The sequence below is a fragment of the Grimontia indica genome (genome assembly GCF_000333895.2).
Classification (GTDB): Bacteria; Pseudomonadota; Gammaproteobacteria; order Enterobacterales; family Vibrionaceae; genus Enterovibrio; species Enterovibrio indicus.
In genome coordinates this window covers 77,051-102,649 of record NZ_ANFM02000009.1, presented here as the reverse complement: position 1 = coordinate 102,649, position 25,599 = coordinate 77,051, and the positions used below count along the sequence as shown (strand labels likewise).

The 25,599-nt window shown below is 48.3% G+C and carries 23 protein-coding genes; 13 read left to right on the top strand and 10 right to left on the bottom strand.

What is annotated here, in order from left to right; genetic code table 11:
- Positions 1–13 precede the first annotated feature (13 nt).
- Positions 14–655: a DUF3047 domain-containing protein gene (locus D515_RS05245; RefSeq protein WP_002536699.1), complete on the bottom strand. Its 642-nt coding sequence runs from the start codon at positions 653–655 to the stop codon at positions 14–16.
- A 291-nt stretch (positions 656–946) separates the two neighbouring features.
- On the opposite strand from D515_RS05245, the gene D515_RS05240 reads away from it, so the two are divergent.
- The 7 genes from D515_RS05240 (at position 947) to D515_RS05210 (ending at position 8,862) form a co-directional block, all read left to right on the top strand.
- Positions 947–1,789: a substrate-binding periplasmic protein gene (locus D515_RS05240; RefSeq protein ID WP_002536697.1), complete on the top strand. Its 843-nt coding sequence runs from the start codon at positions 947–949 to the stop codon at positions 1,787–1,789.
- Positions 1,786–3,849 carry a putative bifunctional diguanylate cyclase/phosphodiesterase gene (locus D515_RS05235; protein WP_002536695.1) on the top strand — a complete coding sequence of 688 codons (2,064 nt, stop codon included), beginning with the start codon at positions 1,786–1,788 and terminating at the stop codon, positions 3,847–3,849. The genes D515_RS05240 and D515_RS05235 overlap by 4 nt, the downstream gene beginning before the upstream one ends.
- A 456-nt stretch (positions 3,850–4,305) precedes the next feature.
- Positions 4,306–4,758: a hypothetical protein gene (locus D515_RS05230; protein WP_039849633.1), complete on the top strand. Its 453-nt coding sequence runs from the start codon at positions 4,306–4,308 to the stop codon at positions 4,756–4,758.
- 308 nt (positions 4,759–5,066) lie between these two features.
- On the top strand, positions 5,067–5,519 hold the full coding sequence (locus D515_RS05225; protein ID WP_002536690.1) for a DUF1353 domain-containing protein: 453 nt from the start codon (positions 5,067–5,069) through the stop codon (positions 5,517–5,519).
- Between the two features lie 200 nt (positions 5,520–5,719).
- Entirely contained in the window at positions 5,720–6,895 is a 1,176-nt protein-coding gene (locus D515_RS05220; protein ID WP_002536689.1) for an EAL domain-containing response regulator, read from the top strand.
- A 22-nt stretch (positions 6,896–6,917) separates the two neighbouring features.
- A complete protein-coding gene (locus D515_RS05215; protein WP_039849631.1) occupies positions 6,918–7,244 on the top strand; it encodes a DUF6614 family protein in 327 nt (108 codons plus the stop codon).
- The gene (locus D515_RS05210; protein WP_002536687.1) at positions 7,237–8,862 is read left to right on the top strand and encodes a PAS domain-containing protein; all 1,626 of its coding nucleotides are present in this window, start codon (positions 7,237–7,239) and stop codon (positions 8,860–8,862) included. The genes D515_RS05215 and D515_RS05210 overlap by 8 nt, the downstream gene beginning before the upstream one ends.
- Positions 8,863–8,869: 7 nt before the next feature.
- On the opposite strand, the gene D515_RS05205 is transcribed toward D515_RS05210, so the two are convergent.
- Together D515_RS05205 and D515_RS05200 are read right to left on the bottom strand one after the other, a co-directional pair.
- Positions 8,870–9,430, bottom strand: a complete 561-nt coding sequence (locus tag D515_RS05205; protein ID WP_152442349.1) for a hypothetical protein — start codon at positions 9,428–9,430, stop codon at positions 8,870–8,872.
- 188 nt (positions 9,431–9,618) lie between these two features.
- Positions 9,619–10,308, bottom strand: a complete 690-nt coding sequence (locus D515_RS05200) for a hypothetical protein (protein WP_002536686.1) — start codon at positions 10,306–10,308, stop codon at positions 9,619–9,621.
- Positions 10,309–10,523: 215 nt separating this feature from the next.
- On the opposite strand from D515_RS05200, the gene D515_RS05195 reads away from it, so the two are divergent.
- From D515_RS05195 to D515_RS05185, 3 genes are all read left to right on the top strand, one after another.
- Complete coding sequence (locus D515_RS05195) at positions 10,524–11,282, top strand: isocitrate lyase/PEP mutase family protein (RefSeq protein ID WP_002536685.1); 759 nt, start codon at positions 10,524–10,526, stop codon at positions 11,280–11,282.
- Between the two features lie 79 nt (positions 11,283–11,361).
- Entirely contained in the window at positions 11,362–12,069 is a 708-nt protein-coding gene (locus D515_RS05190; RefSeq protein ID WP_002536684.1) for a hypothetical protein, read from the top strand.
- Positions 12,070–12,263: 194 nt separating this feature from the next.
- A complete protein-coding gene (locus D515_RS05185; protein WP_002536683.1) occupies positions 12,264–12,779 on the top strand; it encodes an outer membrane beta-barrel protein in 516 nt (171 codons plus the stop codon).
- Positions 12,780–12,826: 47 nt separating this feature from the next.
- Here D515_RS05185 and D515_RS05180 read toward each other — a convergent pair whose 3' ends face one another.
- From D515_RS05180 to D515_RS05150, 7 genes are all read right to left on the bottom strand, one after another.
- Positions 12,827–13,762, bottom strand: a complete 936-nt coding sequence (locus D515_RS05180) for a ketopantoate reductase family protein (protein WP_039849629.1) — start codon at positions 13,760–13,762, stop codon at positions 12,827–12,829.
- Between the two features lie 312 nt (positions 13,763–14,074).
- Positions 14,075–15,820 carry a lysophospholipid acyltransferase family protein gene (locus D515_RS05175; RefSeq protein WP_002536680.1) on the bottom strand — a complete coding sequence of 582 codons (1,746 nt, stop codon included), beginning with the start codon at positions 15,818–15,820 and terminating at the stop codon, positions 14,075–14,077.
- Positions 15,821–15,854: 34 nt separating this feature from the next.
- A complete protein-coding gene (locus D515_RS05170; protein WP_002536679.1) occupies positions 15,855–16,280 on the bottom strand; it encodes a YHS domain-containing (seleno)protein in 426 nt (141 codons plus the stop codon).
- Positions 16,281–16,612: 332 nt separating this feature from the next.
- Complete coding sequence (locus tag D515_RS05165) at positions 16,613–17,368, bottom strand: NRDE family protein (protein WP_002536678.1); 756 nt, start codon at positions 17,366–17,368, stop codon at positions 16,613–16,615.
- On the bottom strand, positions 17,369–17,908 hold the full coding sequence (locus D515_RS05160; protein WP_002536677.1) for a DinB family protein: 540 nt from the start codon (positions 17,906–17,908) through the stop codon (positions 17,369–17,371). It abuts the gene before it with no gap.
- Between the two features lie 42 nt (positions 17,909–17,950).
- Complete coding sequence (locus D515_RS05155) at positions 17,951–19,027, bottom strand: D-alanine--D-alanine ligase (protein WP_192815494.1); 1,077 nt, start codon at positions 19,025–19,027, stop codon at positions 17,951–17,953.
- Between the two features lie 47 nt (positions 19,028–19,074).
- Positions 19,075–19,653, bottom strand: a complete 579-nt coding sequence (locus tag D515_RS05150; protein ID WP_002536673.1) for a DedA family protein — start codon at positions 19,651–19,653, stop codon at positions 19,075–19,077.
- A 218-nt stretch (positions 19,654–19,871) separates the two neighbouring features.
- Here D515_RS05150 and D515_RS05145 point away from each other — a divergent pair, with 218 nt between their 5' ends.
- From D515_RS05145 to lhgO, 3 genes are all read left to right on the top strand, one after another.
- The gene (locus D515_RS05145; protein WP_002536672.1) at positions 19,872–20,234 is read left to right on the top strand and encodes a nucleotide pyrophosphohydrolase; all 363 of its coding nucleotides are present in this window, start codon (positions 19,872–19,874) and stop codon (positions 20,232–20,234) included.
- Positions 20,235–20,396: 162 nt separating this feature from the next.
- Entirely contained in the window at positions 20,397–24,161 is a 3,765-nt protein-coding gene (locus tag D515_RS05140) for an EAL domain-containing protein (RefSeq protein ID WP_002536670.1), read from the top strand.
- Positions 24,162–24,262: 101 nt separating this feature from the next.
- Positions 24,263–25,450, top strand: a complete 1,188-nt coding sequence (gene lhgO, locus D515_RS05135) for an L-2-hydroxyglutarate oxidase (protein WP_002536669.1) — start codon at positions 24,263–24,265, stop codon at positions 25,448–25,450.
- The last annotated feature ends 149 nt before the right edge of the window (positions 25,451–25,599 follow it).

Here is a 25,599-nt window from a genome sequence, read left to right as displayed (position 1 = left end):
AACGCTCTGTTTGTTAAGGGGTTTCAGAGAAAGTCAGCGGCGTAATATAGGCGGATGTTTCAGATTGAGAATTGTCACTGTCAGATGTTACAGCAACCACAGAGAGGGTTTGATAGTCTTTCCCGAAAAGGCGCTGGAAGTCTTCCCGCACATTCCGGCTAACTGCGACCCATTCGTTTTTCCTGTCACCCGAGGTCGCTGCCAACATTTTGAATCGTTTTGGCGCAAATGGATTCGGCCAGAAACTGTTTTCCGGTTGGTTTGGTGTCCAGACATAAACAATGGTTCTGCTGCTCATCATGGTCATGCCCGGCACCACAGTCACCGAAATCCGCCAGGCGAAGTCATCCTGCGTTTTTAATTTCTCATTGTCCGTGGTGGGAAAGGTATCAACTTTCCATTGCCAACTCATCCAAGGCGTTGCCAACAGGTCGATTTCCTTTTCCATGATTAAGCCTGAAGCAGCATCCTGACTTTCCCCGTGTAGCACAGCTCCACCAAACGATGCGTCGTCAATCAAACGGTATCGGGTTTCATTCTTAAACGCTTTCACCTGCCATTCGGACAGTTCGGAAAAGCCAATGGTCTCCTCCGCTAAGACAGGAGGTAGGAAAACCAAATAGCAGGAAAGCAGAGCATAAATCCATTTATTCAATCAATTTCTTCCTCTAAGCGGCTGTCTAAATAAGAACGGGTATCCCCAATATAGATTTCATTTCTTCCCCTGATTTCAATATGGGATGGCTTGCGCACAAGGCATATGCAACACGCACTTAAAACGAGTCGTAAAAAAAGTCCTGACAAGTACCAAAAATAAGACACTCAGCCATCTTGAGGTTACTTAATATACACGTAAAGACGAGTGTGCCAGATGCACTGACACAAATTGAAAAGGTCGTTTGAGGCGATTTTAGTTCGCGGCCAATGGATTGATTTACAGGATATTATGCGACGAATTTACGTTTCCCTCGGCTTGTTTAGTCAGGCAGCCATAGCCTTTGCGGAACAACCCCTTCGGGTGGTATCTGAAACACTTCCACCCTTTCAGGTCATTGATGAAGAAGGGCAATTTGGCGGTCGTGCAGTTGACATGGTCCAAGCCATTTTGGACGAGGCTGGGTTTGATTCACCCATTGATGTCATGCCCTGGGCACGGGCTTACAAAACCGCGCAAAAGGAAAAAAACGTCGCCATCTTCTCCATGGCTTTTTCTGAAAAGCGCAAAGATCTCTTCCACTGGGTTGGCCAGTTGTACGCACTCGAACGTTCTTCATTGATAGGCTTAAAAAGCCGCTCTGAACTGCAAGGGGATTCATTGGACCACGCCAAAAATTTCCGTGTCTGCTCAGAGCTAGAAACTTACTCCTATCAATACTTGGTAAATAAAGGTTTTAAGCCCGACGAAAACCTGTTCACCTTACGGGGAACGCTATCAGCCATTCCAACCGACAACGGCGGCATTGCCCGCCCTGCGAAGCACCTTTCTTTGCTGCAAAACCGTAAGTGCGATTACGCCACAGGGCTTTGGTCTGTGTATGCCTACAGCGAAAATCGCAATGATGATTTGAAAGCGTATTTCTACCTTGGGGACCCAGATAAACCACTGATTTTGAACCTCGCTCTCAGCTTAGGGTCAGATCAGGTCGTGATTGACCGAATGAGCAAGGCTTACCATACGCTTCTTAACGATGGCACCCTCTATAAAATCTGCTCCAAGGACGACCCTGAACATACCTTCACACTGTCTTGTGCTGCTGTCGAGCCGCCAGAGAATAACGGGGATTTATGACCTCAAAGCTGTTCGGCACCAAAGCACCCCTGCTAAGGCGATTTGTCGCTTCAGTGATGCTATTGAGCATTATTGGCGGCGTGGTGATCAGTGTTGTTATCGCGTCGGTTCAGCTCAACCACCTCAATACTGAAAAAGAACTGGCCGCCAAACTGCAGTTGGAAAACATCCTCGACGGCGCAGCCTACGCGGCGTTCAACCTCGATTCTGCGCAAGGGCATTCGCTGCTGAAAGGCTTCGAAGGCGACCATTTGTTTCAGGCTGTCGCCATTCTCGACAACTATGACGATGCCGTGGCATCCATTGAGCAACCTCATCATCATTTGATTCCTGAGTGGTTGAGTGTGGTCCTCCCTGTCGATGAAACGGTTGTTCTCTCCTATCCGTTGACGTTCAAAATCTATCGCGATAGTCAATTTATCGACCAACATGTAGGGAATCTGGTCGGCACAGTGCACTTCCACACCTCTGAGGCCGAATTTTACGATTTGGTGTGGACCATCTGCCTTTCTACCATGGCTGAAGTACTGCTTATTGCCATCATCCTGACCATCCTCTTCCACAATCAGATTGGGCGACCACTCTCCAAAATCATTGATTCTATTGATAAGAACGCCAAGCTTGAGCGACAGAAAAACGCCAGACTGTTGAAGATAGACGGCCATGAAAACGACGAGTTTGGCTTACTGGTTCACGCCTACAACAATTCCGTGCAGCAGGCAGTCAGCTACATGCGAGAGCTGGAAAGTGCCAAAGCCGAACTCAAAGCCCTGTCTGAAATCGACCCGCTCACGAATGTTTCCAACCGCCGGGCTTTGCTTTCGGAACTCAACACCCTATGTAATCACGAGCATCCTTTTGCATTAGTGTCGTTCGACCTTGATGACTTCGGTGGCTATAACGATGCCAACGGGCACCAGGAAGGAGATGTGTTGCTGGTAAGATTTGCCCGTGCGCTGAGAGAACAACTGCCACAAGCGTCCATCAGCCGCACCGGTGGAGATGAATTCGTTTGTATTATCCCCTCCCAGAGTTACCAGCAGAGCGTGGAAGATTTGCTGACACCGCTACTCAATACACCTGTGCGTGAAGACATCACCAGCACCCAGTGGATTTCCTCGTCTATCGGTGTCGCCTTTTTCCCTGAAAATGGCCACACGCCGAGACAACTTCTGCATGCTACCGACATCGCCCTTTATATTGCCAAGGAAGCGGGACGACGCTGTGTGCGTTTTTACGATAAAGATGCCGATATGGCACGAACCAACCGTGAAGCCGTGCGAAAAGCGCTGCAGCGCATTATCGAAACCAAAGAGTTCACACTGCATTACCAACCCAAAGTCAGCATGAAAACCGGATTGGTCATTGGCTGCGAGGCTTTGCTGCGTTTGAATCACAACGAGAGACAACAGAATGTCGCCCATGTCGATATCGTAGAAGAAGCCGAACGCACTGGCCTGATTGTGGCACTGGGACGGGAGATCATGCGACGTGCCTTTTACGATATCAGCCAGATCCTTGATCACCTGCCGGACAACTTCCGCTTCAGTGTCAATGTTTCCCCCCAGCAACTTACCTCTGACGGGTTTATTGCAGAGCTGCTTTCTTGTTCAGAAGACAATGATGTGCCCCTGCAGAGCCTGGATATCGAAATCACTGAGTCTTCTCAGATGATCAATACCGATTCCACCAACAAGGTGCGAAACTGGCTGAAAAATGCTGGCGTAACGGTTTCACTGGATGATTTCGGTACTGGTTTTGCTTCGCTTGAATACCTGCTCACCTATGGCTTTGACCAAATCAAGATTGACCGCCAGTTTACTCAGGTGCTGCCTGGGGATGACGATGCCAAGGCCATCTTTAATGTGGTCAAATACCTTGCAGATAAGCTGAACATGGATGTCATCGCTGAAGGCGTCGAAACGCTGGATCAGGAGACCTATTTGCTCAATCAAGGTTTTGAATATGCGCAAGGCTATTTCTACGCTAAGCCACTTGTCATTGATGATTTCATCCAATTTGTCGCCTGTCGTCAGGCCAAGCACAGCTCTTCTGTCTAAAAATACCGCCTTACATAATAAAAATCCCAGACAGAAATATCATTTCTTCTTCGATTTCCCTTCTCCACCACTTGCACACTGCCTGACAGACTAAAAGTCATCACTTAATTATTGTATTCATATAGTTAGGTTCAGCTAACCACCGTACTGAAAGCGTGACAACACTGAATCCCGCCCGTTAGTTATTAAACAATCCGACAGTTGTGTTTCACTTATTTAACATCTATTCAACCTTCCGTGAATTTTTACTTTTAAAATTTTGCATCTTGAATAAAGCTTAAATCAGAAAAACAAAAACACGTCTTCGACGAATACTGAAATTGAACTTGCACCTGTAATAAGCACAACAAGCAGGTTATTGAACATCAGGGGAATGGCTCCTTTTATCGAGCCAAATAATAATAAAATGTGATTAAGCAGGGTGTTTACACTCACTAACAAAATGGGAGACTTCCCATGAAAAAAGTAAAATGCTTAGCGGTAACTTTTTCGAGCTTATTATTAACAGCCTGTATCGTTAATAGTAATGATCTTCGAGAGACGGATTTAAATTCGTCATTGCGACAAGGTGGATATTATTACTCCCACTTTGGAATAGAAAGAGAACAGACACGCGAGAAAGTCACCTTTGAAGACACAGAGGCAAGGGTTGCCTCAGTATCGCGGGTCACGGTAGTCAGTAATCGGGATGGCACTGTCTCCAAAGCTTTGAAACATAGAGGTAAAGGGAATTATCAAATAGATTGTCAGGTTGGTGCACATTTCTGCTTTTTAGTCATCGGTGCACTGATCAATGGGAAAAAAGTTGATCACAAATATCATGTTAATAAATCTGGATTACTCGTTAGGGAAAACGGAATATCAAAGAGATTTATTCATGATGACAGCGAAATGATTGAACAGTTTTAAATTCGTTTTTGGCTATGGTAGCGAGCCTTTAGGTTGGTAATAATTGATGCACCCAATACATTACCACCTCTACTTTACTGGTATCATCAGGCAGCGTTGATGGTAACTCAGTAAAATGACATGGAAGTTCCTTGTAGTTGGTGTAAATTATTTCAATGCAAATATTTGCATTTTGGACAGGCAATGCTCATTTGAGCTGACTCCATATTGCCTGTCCTTTTTCTTTTCTATTTTTCCCAATCTTTAAACGCAATCACAATAGTGTATTAGTTAGCCTGTACCCTCCAGAAGCGACTTGGAGGCCCCTCATGCTCAAGCAACCCAAACTGCAACCCAGCGCATTGACGAACAAATACGAACTAACCTGGGATTTTGAAATACAAGTCGACGGTGTCGATATTGTTGTCCCAAAGTACTTCCGTTACGACGGTGCCAGCATTCCTGCTGTCGCTTGGCAAATTACTTTTACGCCCTTTCACCCAGACATCATGATGCCAGCATTGGTCCATGACTGGCTGTTCTACAATCATCAGGTTGACCGCGAGCAGGCGGATGATTTCCTCTACCAACTGCTGCGCCAAAATGGGGTGGATAACCTGCGCGCCAACATGATTTGGGGAGCCGTCAGGGCAGGTGGGCACTTCTTCTGGGACAACGATGAGGAAGATAAAGAATTTCTGAGAAAGCTCTATCGCCTTGTCAAAAACAGACCAAATATCAATAGGTATCACTTTCCCCAGGAAATTGTAAACACTGCCTAAAATTACCGACTCACATTAAAGACTGTGTATTTATTGGTGGAATGTATTCAATATCTTTAGATTCCTGCGCAACTTTTTCAGTCTGCACCGCCGATATTTTCTATATTTGCAGCTAGTTCCAAAGTTAGGTTCTGTAGGTAGGCAACAGAGCGCTCTACTGGACTGATGGATGCCACATACCCGGGTCAAGGAATGGGATTTTGAACGTTTACGTCGTCGATGATAATACCGAGTTTACCGATGTCATCACACAAATGCTGTGTGAGACAGGCTATCCCACTAAAGGTTATAACCGGGGCATGGATCTGCTGCGTTTCGCCGCGCCAACCTCCAATGATGTGCTGCTGCTCGATGTACACATGCCGGATAAAAACGGCATTGCCTTGCTAAAAGAGCTGAGCAGTTTCAGCATCAAGCCCTGCGTGATCCTGCTGAGCGGGTACGACAAATCCATTCTGAATTCCGCCTCTACCTTTGCCCAATCGCTCGACTTCAACGTGATCGGTTCACTTTCCAAGCCCTTCACCCGTCGAGTACTGCTGAACATGCTGGAGTTTGCCAAACAAGGCAAAGCCGACAAAAAGAAAATGGAAGTGGCCAAGGTCAATCCGGTTGATGTAGAAGAAGCTATGGATGATGACCAGCTGGACGTTTTCTATCAGCCGCAGATCAACCTGAGGGATGGCGTTGTTACCTCCTACGAATGCTTACTGCGCTGGCATCATCCTGAGCTTGGGCTGTTAAGTGCCGATCAGTTTCTGCACACGGATTTGCCAGACAGAATTAAGCTAAAACTCTCCTTGTGGGTACTTAACCGTGTTGCTAGCGATGCCGAAGCACTTGTCCAATTGCCGCATTTCAAATCCATTTCCATCAACGTGAGTGCCTCATCGTTGGTGACGCCGGAATATCAGTTCCGGTTTAATTCACTGATCGCCGGCACCCAGTTAAAGCCCCATCAAATCACACTGGAACTGATTGAGCGTGAGTTTCTTGAAGGGCGTCAGGATGTACTGGATATCTTGGTCAACCTCAGAATTAAAGGCGTGGGGCTGTCTCTCGACGATTTCGGCACGGGGTATTCCTCCCTGTCTCTATTCCACACGCTGCCATTTTCCGAGTTGAAGGTCGACAAATCCTTCACCAAAACCATGTTGAGTAACGCTCAGTCTCTCAACATCGTCCGCTCCTGCATTGATTTGGCTAAACGCATGGAACTCAAAGTCATTGCTGAGGGCGTGGAATCCCACGATATCTATGAACATTTGCAGCACGAATGGTGTGACTCGGCTCAGGGCTACTACATTGCCAAGCCTATGCCGTTAAAAACCCTGATGAGCTGGAATGCAAATTTCAACCATCACATTTACAACTAATAAGGACGTTATTTTGGTCTCAATGCACGGATTGTATGAGCTCAAACCCGATCAGGATCAGAGCGAATTTGAACAGGCATTCACTGCTTATGCCAAACAACTCAACGAGATGGGACTCAACATTGGCTGGCAGTCTTTTTCGCGCCGTCCACACCAAGGCTACAACCTTATGCCTCCTGAGCAACACGGATTGGTTGCCATGTACTTTGAAGACGACGAGCAGGCTAACCGCTGCTGGGACGTGGTAGCAACCGACGACGAGCCTATTGCTTCCCTTCACCGGGGTGTTAACCAAAAGGTCACCAACATCAGCTTTTTCTATAGTGATGTGAACACGCACAATGTCTGAAAACGATGAGCTGCGAAAACGTATCGCTCAACTTGAAGCCGAGAACGAACGACTCAGACACGCCATCGATATTGCATCTGATGGTATCTATGACTGGCAAATCACAGAGAACAAGCTCTACCTGACTGGCAGCTGGTATGAAACGCTGGGTTATGAGAATCAGGAAGTCTCCTCCACCATTGAGCAGTGGCAATCTATGCTGCATCCTGATGATGTTGAATCTACCTGGAAAGCACTGCGGGCTCATATCAACGGTGAAGTTGAACTCCATGAGCATGAAAACCGGCTTCGGATGAAGAATGGCCAATACCGTTGGAATCTCGATCGCGGCAAAGTGGTTGAGAGGGATGAAAATGGTGTGGCGCTGCGCATGGTGGGGATTGATAAAGACATCACCCGACAAAAGCAGAGTGATGAGCTTAACCACCAGCTCGCCGCTCAGTTAATGCAAGCCAAAAAAATGGAGGCGCTGGGCGCGTTTGCAGGGGGGATTGCCCATGAGTTTAATAACCTGCTGGGGATTGCTTTCGGGCTGGCGGATTTAATCACGCTTAAACTGGAAAGCACCCCAACTTACGAGCGTGTTGGCGAGCACTTAGAGAAGCTTGAAGATGTGTTAGATCGTGGGCGATTATTGGTAAAGCAGATCCTCACATTCAGTCGGAAACAGGATGAAGACCGAACAGAACTGGACCTTAACCGTCTTTGTCAGGATGTCACCTGCGCATTGGAAATGAGCAAAGCCTTCACCTCAAATCTCGCACTCACGTTGCCGGAAGAAATCCTGATCATTCATGCCGACAGCACCCATATTCATCAGTTACTCACCAATCTTCTCATCAACGCAAATCACGCCTGCCAAGGTCTTGAAGGCAAAATCCGCTTTGACGTTTCCGCCGTTGAACTGACTCAAGAAAACATCGAATCTGAATGGCTGGCACAACCGGGCATGTTCGCCAAAATCACTATCATTGATAACGGGGTAGGTATCGTTGATAAAGTGCTGGAACATATCTACGAACCGTTTTTCACCACCCGGGCGCACGGTGAAGGTACGGGCATGGGATTGGCCATCGTTCATGGAATTATCAGCCGATACCAAGGTGGGATCAGCGTTAAAACCAAACTAAACGAAGGCACAGAGTTCACCGTCTACCTTCCGCTCTGCAGCAAACGCTCAGAAAACCACGTTATACATTCCGAGAATCTGGTTTCGTCTGGCATTCCGCTGGATGCTGATCTTCATCAGCCCAAAGTCATCTTCGTCGATGATGAAGAAATCATGCTTGAAGTAGTAAAAGCAACGCTGCCGATTTTCGGTCTGCAGGTTGATACCTTCAGCGACCCAAGCGAAGCGCTTTGGGAAATAGGGAAAACGCCTGATAAATACCAGATTCTGGTCACCGACCAGGCCATGCCACAACTCACCGGGTTACAGCTTATCAATGAAGCGCGCAAGCACAGCCCTGAACTGCCTGTGGTGCTTTACACCGGATTGAATGACTTTGCTGACCAGATTGGTGAAAGCCAACAGCTTCAGGGCTTTTTGTTAAAGCCTTTGCGGGTTAATGAACTGATCGTACACATCCGCTCTATATTGAGTGCCCGAGGGCAGTAAAATGCCCTTATTGGCTGACTCCTGCAAAATGGCGGTTTATTGCAGAGACCAAGGTCAATGCATCTTGAATAGCGACAATTAAGCCCTCCCGATCAGCAATCCAAATGCTGTTTGAACTGCCAAAGCAAGCAGATAAAGCGATCCGATGCCCTGAATACAAGGTGGCCGACACATTTAAGTGTCTACCATAACCACCTAAAGAGAACTCCAACGTTGTGATAAAGCCATCTGGTGGAGAGTACACAACCTCGTAGCGTCCCTTTTCTCCTTGAATGTGAATATTTGCACCCACACCACTCGCTGCTTCTGTGAGTATTTTTCTGCTCACGCCTCTTGGTCGTGAGCACTTAGGATAATTTAAATCCATGATGGCTGAACGCACGGGCCAAATCCGGTCACGGTAAAGCATTTCCAACTCATAAGCCGGGTAGCGAACATCGAGAAGAGAGAGTTTTGATCCTTGACTACGCGTTTCAATCAGAGAAACAAGGGTATTTGTAATGAACGTAATTAAATAGAATCCATTGTGACTCTTAATTGAAACAAGGGGAGTTAAATAACTAAACACTTTACAGAAAAAGTACCAATAAAGAATATTAAACGTTTCCTAATAAGGGGAGTAAAATGCCTACACCTTTACTGGTACTTTTTTGGCAATTTATGTTTGGGGGATTAAAGCTGACTGTCAGTTCACAGTTATAAACGAGTGAGACCAATCGTTTCCTTACGGGATGTTTGTATCAAAAAGAAGGCAATTCAGATGGGGAAGAATGTCATTGATGCCACACCATGGACAACCTGATTAATATGACGGTTGGTGCTGTCAGCGACCATTTTAGCCATCATGTCCTGAATCACGATCATTTTCGCCAACACGCGCTCATAGCTGTAGTTTGGGGTACCATCCAACGCGATACCGTTGCTCAGTAGCATCAAATCACCATTGATGTCTTTCCGTGTATTGAGCAACCAAGCCACCGTTTCCAGATTACGGGCGCTGTTATAGAGCTTTTGCTGATCGATATCGTCGAGGAGGTAAAACTCCAACTGATTGTTGTAACTGGCGCTGATCATCCCGGTGATACCAACCATCAAAGCAAACACCCGGTCACCTTCATACTCCTCAGAAAAGGCCAGATAAAGCGCATCTACCCCATCCAATCCACCCAGCTCTGCATAGCCGCCTTCAGGCCGTTGAACCGTCATAAAAGAATCCAGACGTCCAGAAACCGTCATCTCTGGCACTTTAGCCAACTCTCTTGGGTTTCTTTTGTAGAGTTTTACGGTGAGATCACGTATCGCATCGCGGATTTCCAGTATGTGAATATCCGTAATCAAGTCCATGTCTGATTTGGCAAGATTTTTAAATTCAAAGGGACGGTTACCCGCACTGCAGGCCGTCAATGCGAACGTCAGTAAAAAGGCAATCCCTGTTCGAAGCAGCATGTCGGTTCTTTATCTATTCAGTCAACGCAATGAGTGTAGGTGCGGCCTATCCATCTGGTAAATGTTCATGCTTCAACTCTGAGCCATGTCTCTAACTTCGCGTTACCGATTACCCCAATTTTTCAATCGTTTGGGTTCAGTTCCGTTTTCAGCCAGAGACCTGAAATAAACTCGATAAAGTATTCCCAACTTCACACAGAAAAACGGAGTACCGCATGGATTTTTATCAACTATCTACTCATGACCACCTTTATGTATTAGCAAATGTCTGGGATGCAAACAGCGCCAAAACTGCCGAATTTGAAGGATATCCTGCAATTGGGACCTCCAGCGCTGCCATCGCTCACTCACTCGGTTATGAAGATGGCGAAGCCATGACCTTCGACGAGCTCTTGTTCGTCGTCAGGCGGATTCTTGCATGCTCGACCTTACCACTGAATGTGGATATTGAATCTGGCTATGGGGAAAGCGCAGATCAAATTGCCGGGAATATTCGCACACTCATCGCGATGGGCGTCAAAGGCATCAACATTGAAGACAGCAAGGTGCTGGCAGGCGAGAGAAAGCTCGAAAGCATGGTGGAATTCCAACAGAAACTTAGGAATGTCATCAAGTTGGTGGGCAGTCAACGAAGAGAAGTGTTTATCAATGTCCGTACTGATACGTTTTTACTTGGGTTAGATAACGCGAAGGAAGAAACGCTTGAGCGGGCGCAGCATTATGCCAATGCAGGCGCTGATGGTCTGTTTGTACCTTTTATCTCGAAGCCGGAAGATATCAAAGCTGCAGTTGATGCCTGTGCTCTTCCTCTCAATGTGATGTGTACACCGACCCTGCCAGAATTCGGCGCACTGCAACGACTGGGTGTCAATCGGGTCAGCATGGGGAACTACGCGCACAGTTTTTCGCAAGAAGCACTGAGACGAGTGTTTAGCGAGATTCGCGATAGCCAATCCTTCATTCCGCTATTTTGAGTGAAAAGCCATATTGTTCGTTGTCCTCGCTTTGACTAAAATCATCGCCATTTCCAAGTACACAAATTGAGCAAAAACAATGAACAAAAGCTTTTTGACCAATCTTATCGCAGCAGCCGTGTTCGCTGCGGGTTACTACTTTGAAGAGCCACTGGCACTTTATGGTGGTTTATTTGCGCTGTCAGGTTCGCTGACCAACTTGCTGGCTGTACACATGCTGTTTGAAAAGGTGCCGGGGCTTTACGGTTCTGGCGTTATTCAGGCACGTTTTGAGGCGTTCAAGCTTGGCATCAAATCATTGATGATGGATCAGTTCTTCACCAAGGAAAATGTTGATCGTTTTCTGAATAAAGAAATGTCTGGCGGTGCAGCTTTGAACCTTGAACCTGTGATTGAACAAATCGACTTCAATCCAACGTTTGATGGCTTGGTGGAAGTGATTAACAACAGTCCATTTGGTGGCATGCTTGCCATGATGGGCGGTTCGGAAGCACTGGCACCACTGCGTCAGCCATTCGTAGAGAAAATGAAAACCTCAGTGGTCGACATTACTCAGCAGGATAACTTCCGTGAAGCGCTGAAAGGCCAAATTGAACAACCGGAAATGATGGGCGACATCACGGCTAACATCGAGTCTGTTATCGAGCAACGCCTGGATGAGCTGACACCAGAAATGGTCAAAGAAATCGTTCAGAAGATGATCCGCGAGCACCTGGGTTGGCTGGTCGTCTGGGGTGGTGTTTTCGGTGGTGTGATTGGCGTGATTTCTGCGCTGGTTGCCGCCTGATACAGCCTCCCCTCCCCATTGATTGTGGCACCTTCGGGTGCCGTTTTTGTCACTTCCACAGCAGATTGTTTGGGTACAGCTCACAAATATCTGATCTTGTTGCCAAAAGCTGCCCAGTTGCCCCACTTTCCCGCCGATTCACTCCTAAACTGAATTCCATATGTTTTGTCGCAAACTTGCTACAGGGTGACCACATGGCTAAATCTAAGAAACTGATAACGCTGGCCGCATTGAGCTCAGCGCTTTTTGCTACTTCAGCCTCTGCGCTGGTTCTCCCACTCTCAGTGGGGGCAGACGCTGGGCTCACTGATGTGAAATACAAAGGCCGCAGCGCCACCGGTTACTTCTGGGCCATCAACGGTAAACTGCACCTGAATGATTTCACCAGTATTTACACTGGCTACGGCGAAACCACCGCCGATATTCCAGATGAAAACGGCGTCGATCAAGACTTCACCTCTACCTCAATCCCTTTAGCACTTCAGGTGAACATTCCTATCGTCCTGGGTGATGTGTATGTACGTGGCGGTGGCAACTATTACGACAATACTTATGCGATGGAAAAAGAAGATGGTTGGGGTCTGCTGGGCGCGGTAGGTATTAACCTGTCTCCGGGTATTGGTCCTGGCCTTGCAGTAGAACTGACTTACCGTGATGCGGGCAGTGCAGAAACTAGCTCTGTTGGTGTCGGTGCCAGCCTGAATTTCTAACTGTTATGAACATAAAAAGCGCCGGGTTCTGGCGCTTTTTTTGAAATTTAAGCTTTTTTAGGGTTGAGTCCTCTCTCTACGCCCTTTAAGCAGGCAACCAATGTGGCGTTAACCGGCGTTGGAATCCCTACCGCTTTCCCCTGACTAACCACAAAGCCGTTGATAAAATCAATCTCAGTCGTCATTCCATTTTCGATGCTTTGAAGAACAGAGGGTTTGAAGTCAAAAGGAAGTCCTGCTGATGCTTTGACCCATGCTTCCTCAGGATCGGCTAATGACAGTGTCACACCCAATGCACTTGCCACTCTCATTGCCTCAGCAACAGCCTCAACACCTGTTTGTTTAATTGAAGGTATGTCGTAGAGATTACCAAAATTCAATCCAGTAATAGCTGAGAGCGCCCCTGCGGCAACATTAATCAATAACTTATCCCACATTGCTCCCATGATGTTGTCAGTGGCAACCGTCTTCAGACCAGCGTCATTAAAGATACGCTCAACTTCTTTGATTCTTGGGGTCAGTTGACCATCAATCTCACCAATAATCGTCTCTTTATCCGCGACGCCGGCCTTAACCTTTCCTGGAGTCAGCATCATGCCACCGACATAGGTTTTTCCCGCAATAACATGCTCACGGCCTACTACCTCTGATAGCAAAGACTCTTGCCCTAAGCCATTCTGCAGAGACATGACCATGGTATTTTCTCCCACCAGATTAATGGCTGACTCAATCGCTGCTTGGGTGTGAAAGCTTTTGACCAACACTATTACTAAGTCAAATGGCTCGAGGTGTTGTGTTTCAGTGACAGCAAGCACTTTCACGATGTGCTCTGCATTACCTGTTTCCAATATCAACCCAGATTTGTTTACTGCTTCTACAAATTCAGGATCAATATTAATCAAAACCACATCGTTATCAGTAAGTGCTAAATGCCCTCCAATAACAGACCCCATTGCGCCAGCTCCTAGCATCGCAATTCGCATAACTCATTCCCTATCTTGTTGGGGTAATCGCTCAGAAAATAGAGGATTACTGATAGTTAAAGTGATTTAGGAGCCATGGAGCGTTTAGCCTGCATTGAGCCTAACCGAGGTCGATTTGAGACACAGAAAGTACAATGGATGCATGTTAACCGCGCAAGCTCCGCTGTATTCAGCCCAGGGAGTAACCAGACATGAGCAATAATGATGACACAGCACAATTAAAAAAAAGTACCGTTATTGGGACGTTGATTGTTAAATTGATTAGCGAGGAATTGTCGCCAAAACACGTTTCCAGTAAAAAACAGATACCATCTATTTTTGCAGATGGTGGTCGAGATAGGTTTCCGCTTGCTCTTTGCCCATGTATCTGCCGAGCGTCTTAGCAGGCACATTGCGTAAATCCACCATAATCAGGCCATCCAACGCATTGTTGAACGCAGGATCCACGTTAAAGCACACCAGCTTGCCATTCAGACCAAGATATTGTCTCAATAGCACTGGCACACCCAACCCCTGACTCATACGGCTGATCACTCGCGATAACAGCTGTAAATCACCCAATCCTGCCAGCATGGAGGTATGCCAAGGCACAGGTGCGGATGTTTCCAGCGGTGTGGTCGGTGCCACCAGCTGCGCTATGTCCTCGTCGTAGTGGTGCACGCTCAGGCTCTCGGCCAACAAACGACGTGCTGTTAGCGGATAATCGTTACTAATGCTGACCGGACCAAACAGGGTGGTGATATCAGGATGTTTGCTCACGTAAGCTGCAATCCCCTTCCAGAGCAGCAGTAAGGCTGACAAGCTTCGCTGGTACTTTTCATCAATCACCGAACGGCCCATTTCCAGCGAGTTACCCATGCTTTCAACAAAGCGCTCGTCGTATTGGAACAAGCTGCGTGAATAGAGTCCATTCAACCCTTTCTCAGCCACAATTCCCTGCACTTTACCCAAGCGATATGCGCCGACCATTTGCCGCGCTTCCCGATCCCAGATAAACAGATGCAGGTAGTAATCGTCATATTCGTCGATATCACAAGCCATGCCAGTGCCTTCACCGACAGCGCGGAAATTCACTTCGCGCATTCTGCCGATTTCCTGAAGGATCACCGGAATATGCGTACTTTCCGTGCAATAAACATCAAACTCATTGGATGACAGAAGTTTTGCTTGCGCTGGTAATGTTGTCAGTTCCTGTTCTATCGCATCGACAGACTGCGGCGCAATGATGGGTTCGCCTGTCTGTTCCAACTCAACAGCCGTCACCGCTTGTTCACGGTTGAGCAAGTAAGTATTGAGCCTGAGGTAATTGACCAAGGCGTCGTCATTTTCAAATGCACGACACTCTTTCCACGGGATAGGTTCACCAATGGAAAGTGGGATGGAGTCACCGCGTTTATTGAGCAATTCACGCGCCAGCATTGCGGTGCGGAGCAGCGGGTGGATACGCCCAGCCCGATAGAATTTGCGGCTGTTCTGACCGCCAATGTAAACCGGTAACGCCGTCGCTTTGTGCTTCTTGACCAAGGCAGCAACTGAACGGCTCCACGCCTTGTCTTTGAGCTGTCCATCTTCGTCGAAGGTCGAGACTTCACCGGCTGGGAAAATCAGCAGCAAACCGCCATCGCTGACATGTTGGTGTGCTTCGCGTAACGCTCTCAAATTCGCCTTACGCGCACTCTCCCCTTCAAACACATCGACGCCGATAAAGATGTCACTGAGTTCGGGAATACGTTTGAGGTAGTAGTTGGCCAGCACTTTCATATCAGGGCGCACCTGACGCAGTAGTTTGGCGAGGATCACCCCTTCCACACCACCGAGCGGATGATTGGCCACCACCACTGTGCTGCCAGTGGCAGGGATATTCTTCATGTCCTCGGCAGAGACGGTGTAGTCAATGCCGAGCACATCCAGGGTATAGGAGAGAAAATGATCGGTATCTATCCCTTCCGGACGGCGGCGGTAGTGCTTATCCAAAGCCCGGAGACCTGTCACTGACTCCAGCGCTTTTTCAATCACACCAAACGGCGTTTTTCTCGGGATCTGAAAGGGACTGATCATTGATGACTCTCCTTTTAGCGGTTAACAGGCTGGATTAGCGCTTCGCCCAGTTTTTGTCACCCAAATCGATAAAGCCCGGGATGTCTTTTTCCCATGCTTTCTGAACAGAATCGTCATAGTTCAGGTACAGCTTGTTATCGACGATAGTCCAAAACTCAGGGTCACCCGGCGCTAGATCATCTTTCTCAGCGATTGCCCATGCACAGTAGCCACCGTATTGCGGTGCATACTTCTCTGGGTCAGCGAGGAATTTGTCGAGGTTTTCCTGGCTGGAGAACAACCAATCAGCACCCTGATATTCGGTTTTGAAATCTGATTTGCCTTTGACTGGTGTGCCGTCGAAGAAAGACACAGTGTCATAACCACTCACCGCTTTGCTGCTGAAAAAGCCAGTGTAAACATCGGCGGCGAAAGTCAGTGGTGAGAACAACAAAGTTAGCAGTAACAGTACGCGAGACATCTTTCACTCCTTTTATTTTGGGCAGGTTCGCTTGCCAGGGTCTGTTGACCTTTGGTGGTGAAATTTTGTTCTAGCCATAAGCGTTTTAGGCTCGGCGAGGTGTATGCCGCCTAGTTGTTCTAAGCAAATACACCTCAACAAAGCATAAAACGCTTAGGGCAGAACCCTTCGGGCAGCGTTTGTGGGGACTTTCTCCTGCGTTATCGGCTTCTCATGTAGGCCAGCTACACATCAAAGCCTCTGCCTTGTATAAAGTCCCCACAAACTGCTGCAAAAATCATCACCAAAGGTCAACAGACCCTATATAAGAACCTGTCGGGGAGGTAAAAATTTCACCTTTTTTCGCTGGCAACCAAACGCATGTTTGGTACTTTTCGAATCAAGGTTTCTGTCGCCGTTGGAACGTTTTCACACGGTGAACCATCGACATACACCATTTCCATTGCCCCCGGTGTGGCGCTGAGGTGTGTAAAGCTCACTGTGTTGGCATCGTCCCGGTGCATACACACAGATTTGTAGCCCGCTTCCGGCACATGGCTGCGGTGAAATGCCCATGCTTTCTCGACGGTTTGCGGTTCGGTCATGATGCTTTTAAAAGCTTCACGCCTTGCAATCATCACTTCCTGAAATGCCACGGAAGAAGAAATCATCGGCTCAACGCTGGGTCGCTGCGTGAGAACATGACCATCCCACTGGAAAGCAATCACGTGACCGTGGTGCGCATTCAAATCCGGTGCGAAAACCAGCAGGGTGAAGGGCGCATAAGAGCCCATATGAAGGTTATTGAGTGTGCTGACGACATCTGCCACTGACGACGAAGGTGCCAGCATTTTCACCAACAAGCCACGACTGATGAGTGGCAATTCGGGAATATCACCCTGATAGTAATTCAGTAGACAAAGAGAGAGACCATGTTGGTTGGTGGCGATCCAGGTACCGCCGCCATCCGGGTCTACAGGCATGAGAAATTCGGTGCCTTGTTCGCGAAATCGCTCCGGTGGTCGCGCAATGGCACGGCCCTTTTGCTCATCGCGGTTGAAGAAAACGTCGTAACCGTTATCGTGCAACAGCCAACTGACAGTACACATCTACTGTTCTCCACGAAAATGACTGAGGGTGGCAGGCGCAAGGCCAAAGGTTTCTGCCACACTGATCTTCTGTGCGCTCAAACTCACGCGGATAAGCGCAAAATGATGCACCGCATGGCTGGAAACAAACGCCAGTTCGCGACCCAGCGTTGACGCTGATGTGGCCGCTGCCTGACGGTTCAGGCTCACCTCATGTCGCACATTGATGGCTGAGTCCATATCAGCTTCTGAAAGACTTTCCAGCCATTCGCAAAGATGTCTCCATTCCGAAATCGCTATTTCCCGATCCGTTTCGACAGGATGTGCACGGCGACGAACGTCATAGTCGATTTCCTGTGCAGAAGCCGCATGAAAGACATCCAGAATATGGCGCATATGCTGACCAATCGAGCTTTGCAAATAAGGCGCAGCAACGAACTGGTATTGGTCATCTGACAATTGATGAAGAAGCTCAAGCGCCTGTGCCGCCACATCCAGCCCCCCTTCTACCTCGACGGCATAAGGTGCATTCAGTGATGGTTTGGAGTCTCTTGCTAACATGGAATCCCCTCAAATCGATGCTTCATTCGATTGTTTCTTGTTTTAATCGGTCGACGGATAATCACGCACCAGCGCTTTTTCCTTGCGCCATGCTCGATACAAGTCCATCAACGAAGGCACTTTATGCCCCGCTTTTCGTTGCAGGTTGCCTATTTCAAACAACATGCGGTACTGCGCCAGCAAGGTACTGAAAGCACTTTTGATGGTCGCACCACGATCCCAGATATGGGCGGCTTCACTGCTGGCGCCATTGACTTCCAGCAACACAAAATCCTCACCGCGCATCAGGCTCGCAATATCACGGAACTTCAAATCAATCCGCCCATAGTGATAACCGGGGAAATCATCAAAAATTTCATCCAAGCGCTCGACTAACGCTTCACTGATATAGTCACGTCCATCGCGGAAAATCGCTCCGCGAGAATGACTACCGGCAAACGCAAGGCGGAAGGTTTCCCCTTTGGCGAGTACCAAATCCAGCTTGTCTTCATGGCGTGAGCGATAAAGGTGGGAAAGTTTTCCGGCGCGCGAATCTTCATCAATTAACTGTGCGAGGTTACTTTCGCCGTCACCCACCACAAACGGGTTGTATTTGAGCGTCATGGAGAAAATCTGTCCTTTCTCCTGGCCTGGGTAGCGCACGTAAAACACGCCGGCTTCGGCGTTATAAGGGGCTTTTTCCTGCAGCATTAAGCGGGCGCCGTCAGGAAACAGGCGAAGGTATTCTTCCAGCTCACCTTTGTTTTCCACCAAACGCACACCTGCGCCACGACAGCCCAAGTCCGGCTTGGCAACAACAGGAAAGCCGAGCCCCGCCTGGTGCAAAGCCGTCAAGGCTTGATGCGCCTGTGTTTCAGGCGGCATTGCCGTCTTTTCCCACATGATGTAAGGCAGGATCCAAGGTTTGGCGGTTTCACCCGCCAACGACAAGATGGCGTCCTTGGACTCGCCCACCATGCCGCTTAACTCAATCCCGGGGTTTGCCACTAATGGCAAACCGAAGCTTCGGTATTTCAGGCCATTCCAAATCCATTGCAGGGCAACAGGAGCGTAAAACACCCAACCCGGCCAGAATTCAAAAAACGACACCGGCTTGCCGCTCATGTCTAGAGGCGGCATGCCATGGTTAACCGGCAAGGCAGGGGACGTTTTCTCTTCCACCAGCTTTAATCTGTGCAAACGGCTTTCTCCTTCAGCTTGCTCCCTGCAACGCGGTTGACAGCAATGAGCAAGAGCACCACAACCGGGATAAGCCCCCAACTGAGGTGGTTATTAATCCATTCAATTTCGCCCAACTGGTAAACCAGCGCGAAAACCAATGCCGTCCAGAGCGCGGTCGCCACCAAAACAGCAGATAAAAATGGCTTCAGCCCCACGCGGAAAAAACCGCTGAGGCAAAAACCCACAAACCTTAGACCCGGCACAAAACGAATAAGGAACAAATTGCCAAACGCATGGGCACGCAGTTTGCGGCGTATCATTCTCACGCTCGGCTTGGTCAGTAAAAATCCGCGCAGTTTTCTCCAGCGGCGAGCCCACAAGCCAAGTGCATACAAGCCAATATCGCCTGTGGCGATGCCAACAAAAATCGCCGCCAGTGCGGCAGGGATAGACATCACACCCTGCGACGCCGCAACGCTTGCCGTCACAATGGCCAAATCTTCGAGTAGATAAGACAGGAGGATCACCGCGAAAAAGAGGGTCACAGGGGAAAACGTCAGCAATGTGGCGGTGATGTCATTCAAAGTGGGTACCCAGCTCCATGGTTCTACTTACAGAATAGACAGGATTAGCGCGTCATTGCTTTCACTGGGCAGATAAATTCCCTGCTTTCACAAAAATAGGACAGGTAAACCAGTTGTTTAGTGACTATGGAGGCAATCCAACGCTTCAGTTTTCCCGTGCTTCAATCCATGACACACTACTGCCCCTAGAGTGCTATTGATTGAAAGGAAGTTTCCCAATGACTGATAAACCCCAAAGTGCATTCCTTCGTTTGGAAGCTGAGATGGCCGAATTTGCGCGCGAACGTGATTGGGAGCAATTTCATAACCCCAAGAATCTTGTGATGGCCTTGAGCGGCGAAGTGGGCGAACTGGCAGAGTTGTTTCAGTGGCTGACGCCGGAACAGGCAGAAAATTTCCCTTCAGAAAAGCGTCAGGCGCTTGAGCATGAGCTGGCGGATATTCAACTTTATCTCATCCGTATTGCCGACCGTTGTGGCGTGGACTTAGAAAAAGCCTGTGATGAAAAGATTGCGCACAACCGTAAGAAATACCCACCCGAGAAGTGCTTTGGGAAAGCGGTCAAATATAACGAGCTGTAACATCACGAATAACGCGCTGTAAAACAGCCGGTCTTTCTCGGCACAACAATGAGACATCATCTAAACTTTTGAGACATAACTCTGCCTTTAAGGTGTGGCTTCGCTGTCAGCGCCTGCCGAAAGGGAGAGTTTCCTTTTTTGACTCATGGTTCGGATGACAGAATGACGCCATCGACAGCGCCCCCATCTTCTAAGGACGTATTTCCAGAGAATGCGGTTTTGCTCCGCGTGATGCTGTTGTTTCTGGGCTGTCTGATTGAGTCGCTGTATGCCATCTATTTTTTACGCCAACCCAACAGCGCCGCGTTTATTTGGTATACCAATGGTTTCAGTATCGCCATGATCGCTCTGGCTCCTCCCAGCCAGCGTTTTGCCCTTGTTGGCACTGCTTTTGTTGCCATCTTACTTTCCAATATTATTTTCGGTGATGACCCTCTACAAAGTATTCAACTCTCAGCCGCAAACAGCACGACCATCATTCTTGGCAGCCTGTCTCTGGTGCTGATAAGTCGATACGCTGAACCTTTCCTTTCTCTTAAAGCGTTTAGCTTTTTTGTTTTATTTACGGTCATCCTAGTGCCGATTTCGGGCGCGGTGCTCGGTGGTTGGGTACTCAATCGAGAATTATCCATTCCTTTTGAAGTCGTTGCTCCGGCTTGGTATCTGGGAGATGTTATCGGTTTTCTCGCCATCACCCCATTGATCTATACCTTGCTGCAGCGAGATAAAGAGCTGCCTTCCAGCATTTATCGACCCACGACCGTCCTCACTATCTTCGCTATCGCAGCGCTTTCTGGGTGGCTGCTCACCCATGTCGCTTTCCCGTTCATTGCTATCGCTATCGCGTTAACATTGGCTGGTGCTGTCTTAGATAGACTCTCAGCGTTTTTTACCGCCTTTGTCGTATCAGTTACCTTGGATTTGCTCTTGGTTAACCCGGGAGAGAATTTATCGCTCTCAGTTGAACCTTCCAACCCAACCGCTCTGCTTCTTCCCATCAGTGGAGCTATGTTACTGGGTGCCATTCTAGCGGTGAAATCAGCACGTCTACTGCACATTCAAAAAATGAGTGATGAGCGCGCAGAGTTGTTTTCAAACGCCATGCAGTCTTCTGTCATCGGTACAGTAATGGTGCAGCCTGATGGCAAAATGAGTAATGCGAATCGAAGCTTCATTGACCTGATTGGCTACACTGGGGAAGAGTTGGAAAACAAAACCTTCCGCCAGTTAGTTTTTCACCGCGACAAAGACACCGCAAATGAAAAGCTCCAACTCCTTGCTCAAAGTAAAATCAGTAACTTCCAAGCAGAAGTCCGCCTGACCCGTAAAAACAAGCAAGTCGTTTGGACACGTATTGCCGTTTCAATCATCCGGGACAAATGGACGGGTAACACCCAGCAATACATCTATCAAGTGCAGGATATTGATAAAGACCGGCGCTTTGATGACGAGCGGAAAATGTGGTCCAAGAAATTTGAATTCGCCCTCGGCATTAACCATACCGCCGTCTATGAAATGGAGTGCCACACTAAATACCTGCAACTTTCCGAAAATTCCGAGCAAGCCATTGGCATTAAAGCCACTGAAGTAAAACGCCTTTACGAATGGATGTCCCGTATTCACCCTGAAGACCTGCGCGAGTACCAGCATACGTTAACCCAAAACGGGGGACACTCAGGGGCCATAGAATACCGCTTGTTGGATGATAATGAGCGATATCGCTGGGTAAGGGACAACTGCCAACCTATTGAATATGACAGCCACGGCATGACGACCAAAGTGATTGGTACCATTACTGACATTGATGACGAAAGAGCGTTGTCCCTGCAAGAAGCCATGGCAGCCAAACAAACAGAGTTGGTCGGTCAGGTGTGTGATTTTGGCCTGTGGGAATACACGCCTGAAACAGAACAGCTCTATTGGAACGAAGAAATGTACGCCTTATTTGAGCTACACAATGGCGAGCATATGACTACATCTCTTTGGCGGGAAAGAGTACTGCCTTCAGACCGCCATCAGCTTGATTCTATGTTCAACATCACCCGTATGAACAACGATCAACTCAGTTTCAACATCCAGGTACAAAACGCGCATGGACATGTGGTGTACCATCATATTTTGGCCAGGGTCATTCACTCTGAATCGGGATCCCGTTTGGTCGGGCTATGTCAGGAAACAACCTTAATCCAGCGGGAAAACGTACAACTCGAACGTGAAAACCTTTTGCTGGCCACGGCAGCGGAATCCGTCACAGATGGCATCGTCGCGCTGGATTCCCTGCTTCGGATAACCTTTATCAACCGCCATGCTTCGGTCTTCACTGGCTTCTCCCCAGAAGAGCTGGTTGGTACTAACATCGACGAACAGTTCAATATCTTTGATCGCCAGAACCAATACACCTTTGCGCACCTACTCTCGGCCTACCACCAAGACTTCCGTTTGAGGGGCACCTTTACCCTGCAAACTGAACATAATCAGGAGAAGTTGGTATATTTAGAAGCGACCCCTGTCATCCTCGATGGCGCAGCACCCAGCGGCTGGGTGCTGACTTTCCACTATCAAACAGCGACGGTAGCAGAGAGGATTGCAGGGCTGGAAGAGAAGTCAGCGATAGATACGCTAACGAAGTTGCCAAACCAACGCGCGTTTGAACATAGATTACAAAGCCACATCGACAGCTTAAAGGGCACAGAGCCGCATGCACTGGTGGTGATAGAAATCAGTGGGCTCGATATTCTGACAGATGCCTTCGGCGAGCAGATCCGTGATCAGCTCATTAAATCGGTGGCACTTTTAATCAAAGCATTGGGTAAGCAGTGCGTTGCCAGAATCAGTGATACCCAATTTAGCATGCTGCTGGAACATGAATCCGTCGAACACGCTCGCTATTCTCTGGTCACACTGGCAGAGAAAATTGGCGCGTTGAAGTACCAACAAGGTGACTTTTCCTACCCATTAGGATGCTCAATGGGTTTGACCGCAGCAGACGACACGAACAACACTCCATTCCAGCTCATCTATCAAGCGCAGGTGGCATTGGAGTCGATCTCTGAGGGCAGTCAGCACGCTATTTCAATCTTTGATGCATCCTTGCTTAAGGACGGCATTTCTTTCCGTCGCGACTTTTTGCTGCAGCGTATTGATACCGCCATCTCTGCGAATTCATTCAGTCTTTTAAGCATGCCTATCGTTCCTACCAATCAGGAAGATCAAACCTGGCATGAGCTGCTAGTCAGGCTGATCACGGAAGATGGCGATCTCTTGTTACCCGCGGAATTCCTGGCCGCCGCAGAACCTACCGGCCGATTGATCAGCATTGAGCGCTGGGTCTTCAATGAAGTGCTGGTCACGCAAGCGTCTGCACTGGCGCAAACAGGCATGTCGGTCGCGGTAAACATCTCTTCAGGGGCTTTCTACAACGACAGTTTCATGAGCTATTGTCTGGGTTTGATAAAGAAAAGCGCCTTGCCTGCCCAACAAGTTTGTATCGAAGTAAAAGAGAGCACCCTCTTGATTGATACCGTGCGTTCACAACAGATTGTTTCTTCGTTAAGAAAACTGGGTTGTGAAGTCGCCGTTGACAGTTTCGGTGCCGAGTTGACGTCGTTCGGGTATCTGCGCAAGTTCAATATCAGCCTGCTCAAAATTGATGGCAGCATTATCTCCATGATGAAATCGAGCAAGGTCGACAGGCGTATCGTTGAATCCATCAAACAAGTCAGCGACTCGCTCAAAGTCAAAACCGCAGCACAGAAAGTCAATTCTGATGAAGACCTACGCCAGGTGATGGAAGTTGGACTGGATTACACACAAGGCTACATATACGGTGAACCTGTTCCCCTCGCCAGGATCATTTCTTCCTCCAAAGTGGGGCTGGGGAATACACACGTGAAAGAAGGTTTAAGCAAAAGAAAGACAGCGGGTTAACACCCTATCCCCGTCACAGACTCACAGTACATACCTTCCCATCGCTGTCGATTTATCATTCAATCATCACTCTCACGAGCGTCATTAGCAGGGACTGACACATGGTGAATTGTGATTATTTGATCATCGGCGCAGGTATCGTCGGCCTCAGTGTGGCCAATGAGCTACAGCAACGTGAGCCCAACGCCAGGGTCGTGGTTGTCGAAAAAGAAACCCAACCCGCCAGTCACCAAACCGGACGCAACAGCGGTGTGATCCATGCCGGTGTCTACTACACGCCCGGCAGTATGAAGGCCCGCTTTTGCAAAGAAGGGAATCAGGCCATCAAAGCTTTCTGTACCGAACACCAAATCCCTTTCGAAGAGTGCGGCAAGCTGCTGGTCGCCACCAGCGAGATTGAGCTTGAACGCATGGAAGCATTAAAAGCCCGGGCGGCTGACAACGAACTGGAATTCGATGTGCTGGACGCTGCACAGCTTAAGGAAAAAGAGCCAAATATCAGTGGGCTTGGTGCCATATTTGTCCCTTCGACAGGCATCGTCAGCTACCTCCAAATCTGCGAAAAACTTGGAAGTATGATCAAGGAGAGAGGTGGTGATGTGTTCTACGGCCATCCTGTTGAATATATTCAGGAATCTAAAGATGGCGTGACCGTGGTGGCAGGCGAGCAAACCTTCCATACCGGCAAACTGATTTCCTGCGCAGGCATCATGTCAGACCGCGTTGTGCGTATGCTGGGTGAAACGCCCGATTTCCAGATGGTGCCGTTTCGGGGCGATTACTACCAGTTGGCGACTGAGCATAATGCCATTATCAGCAGCCTGATTTATCCGATTCCTGATCCCGCCTTGCCATTTCTGGGTGTCCACCTGACCAAGATGATTGACGGCTCAGTCACCGTTGGCCCAAATGCGGTGTTGAGCCTTGCCCGTGAGGGCTACTCTCGCTTTTCTTTCTCTCCGGCTGACGTGGTTGAAATGCTGCAATACGCAGGCTTTTACAAAGTGATTCGCCGCAACTTCAAATCCGCCATGAAGGAGCTGAGAAACGGGTTCTGGAAGCCGGGATACTTAAAAGAAGTGCAGAAGTATTGTCCTTCCCTCACCAATCAAGATTTGCTTTCCTACCCCTCCGGTATTCGCGCTCAAGCGGTCTACCAAAATGGCGATCTGGTGGATGATTTCCTGTTCCACAAAACCGAGCACGCATTGGTCGTTTGTAACGCCCCTTCACCGGCTGCGACATCTTGCTTTCCTATCGCGAAACATATCGTCGGACAACTTAACTAAAGCTGCTCAAAAAGCGCACTAACACCTTGTGTGTTAGTGCAAAATTTCTTTCTTTAGCTGCCCCGATACCGACAAATTTCTTTCCTTTTTTAAAGGTCAGGCATAGCATCGTCGCCTCTATTCACTAAGAACAAAAACAACAATCAGAA